The sequence below is a fragment of the Streptomyces sp. NPDC003635 genome (assembly GCF_053587635.1).
In genome coordinates, this window is record NZ_JBSFOK010000120.1 from 1 (window position 1) to 2088 (window position 2088).

Sequence of the window (2088 nt, forward strand, 5' to 3'; positions counted from 1 at the left end):
CTCGTACTGGATGTACTTGGGCTTGTGCCCGGTGCGGCGAGAGTGCGTGCCGGGCGTCGCGACGGGGCGAACGTTGCCTGACGCGGCACTAGTCCTCGATGCCCTCCGCCGCCCGCTTCTGCCGGAGTTCCATGATGGCCCTGCGGCGGGCCAGGCGGTGGGTGCGGCGGATCTGGGCCTCCTGGTAGCGGCGCTTGTCACGCTCCGTCTCCGGGAGGACCGGAGGCACCCGGCGGGGCTTGCCGTCGGCGTCGACCGCGGCGAAGACCAGGTAGGCCGAGCCGACCTGGGTGGGCGGGGTGGACTCGTTCCAGCGTTCCGCGAGGACCCGGACGCCCACCTCCATGGAGGTCCGGCCGGTCCAGTTGACCTGGGCCTTCACATGGACCAGGTCACCCACGCGGACCGGCTCGAGGAACGCCATCTCGTCCATGGACGCCGTCACGGCGGGGCCCCCGCTGTGGCGGCCGGCCACAGCGCCCGCCGCGTCGTCCACGAGCTTCATGATCACACCTCCGTGCACCGTGCCCAGCAGGTTGGTGTCACTGTGGGTCATGATGTGGCTCAGCGTGGTGCGGGATGCGGACGTCGGCTTGCCCGGGATGTCCGGAGTGTCCTGTTCCGCGGTGGAGACCTGGTGTGTCATGTCCTCCACCTTATGCCGAGGGACAATCCGTCGACTTTTGTGTTGGGTTCGCAACAGCCGTGCCCCTATTTTTCCTCGACCCTTGTAAGACGCACAGCCGTTCCCTGCACACTGGGGCGCATGAACAACTGGCCCGAGGGATGGTCCGACGACAACCGCGGTGGCGGCTACGGACACGGCAGCGCGAGCGCACAGCCTGATGGCGCCCGCGTCATGCGGCAGGTCCGCCGCGGTACGACGGCACCCGGCGGGGGCCAGGCGGCACCGCCGTACGGAGTGCCGCAGCAGCAGCCGTACTACGGCGCTCAGGGCGATGACGGCTACGACAGCGGCTACAACACCGGACAGGTCTACGGCTCGCCCCCGAGCGGGCCCGGAGGTGCCGGGATGCGCGAGCCGCGGCCCGCGCCGAACTGGCGGCGCCGGATCAAGTGGACCGCGATCACCGTCGTGAGTGTGCTCGTCGTCACCACCGTCGGCACCTACTTCTGGGCCGACTCCAAGCTCAACCGCGAGGTCGACCTGTCCAAGGTCATCGACCGGCCTGAGGCGGGCGAGGGCACCAACTACCTGATCGTCGGTTCCGACAGCCGTGAGGGCATGTCCGCCGAGGAGAAGAAGGAGCTGCACACCGGGTCCGCCGAGGGCAAGCGCACGGACTCGATGATGATCCTGCACACCGGTGACAACGGCCCGACGCTGATCTCGCTCCCCCGCGACTCCGACGTGGAGATCCCCACCTTCGTGGGCTCGGAGTCCGGCAAGACCTACCCGGGCACCGGGCGGCACGTGAAGCTGAACGCCGCCTACGCGGAGGACGGCCCGGAGCTGCTGGTGCGCACGGTCGAGTTCAACACCGGTCTGCACATCGACCACTACGTCGAGATCGGTTTCGCGGGCTTCGCGAACATCGTGGACGCGGTCGGCGGCGTGGAGATCGAGATCCCGAAGGGCGGCATCAAGGACTCCAAGTCCGGGGCCGACCTGAAGGAGGGCAAGCAGACCCTGAACGGCGAGGAGGCGCTGGCCTTCGTCCGTACCCGGTACGCGCTCAAGGGCTCCGACCTGGACCGCACCAAGAACCAGCAGAAGTTCCTCGCGGCCCTGGCCAACCAGACCGCGACGCCGAGCACCGTGCTGAACCCGTTCAAGCTGTACCCGACGATGAGCGCCGGTCTGGACACCCTGATCGTCGACAAGGAGATGGGCCTGTTCGACCTGGCCTCGATGTTCTGGGGCATGAAGGGCGTCACGGGCGGCGAGGGCACGTCGATGAACATGCCGATCTCGGGCTCCTCCGGCGGCAACCTCGTCTGGGACAAGACGAAGGTGAAGACGCTCGTGGAGCAGCTGAACAACGACGAGAAGGTCACCGTCTCCGGGAACTGAGACCGCGTGAACGCGCAGGGCGGTCCCACCGAGCTTGGTGGGACCGCCCTGCG

2 protein-coding genes are annotated in these 2088 nt (G+C 68.2%); one reads left to right on the forward strand and one right to left on the reverse strand.

The features are described 5' to 3' along the window. Positions 1-88: 88 nt before the first annotated feature. Positions 89-646: an acyl-CoA thioesterase gene (locus tag ACWDRW_RS40255; protein WP_451733548.1), complete on the reverse strand. Its 558-nt coding sequence runs from the start codon at positions 644-646 to the stop codon at positions 89-91. Between the two features lie 120 nt (positions 647-766). Here ACWDRW_RS40255 and ACWDRW_RS40260 point away from each other — a divergent pair, with 120 nt between their 5' ends. Further along, on the forward strand, positions 767-2035 hold the full coding sequence (locus tag ACWDRW_RS40260; protein ID WP_451733551.1) for an LCP family protein: 1269 nt from the start codon (positions 767-769) through the stop codon (positions 2033-2035). The last annotated feature ends 53 nt before the right edge of the window (positions 2036-2088 follow it).

What these genes read in the sequence shown, in the direction of transcription:
- ACWDRW_RS40255 (WP_451733548.1), bottom strand. Translation starts at nt 646, where the DNA reads ATGACACACCAGGTCTCCACCGCGGAACAGGACACTCCGGACATCCCG.
- ACWDRW_RS40260 (WP_451733551.1), top strand. Translation starts at nt 767, where the DNA reads ATGAACAACTGGCCCGAGGGATGGTCCGACGACAACCGCGGTGGCGGC.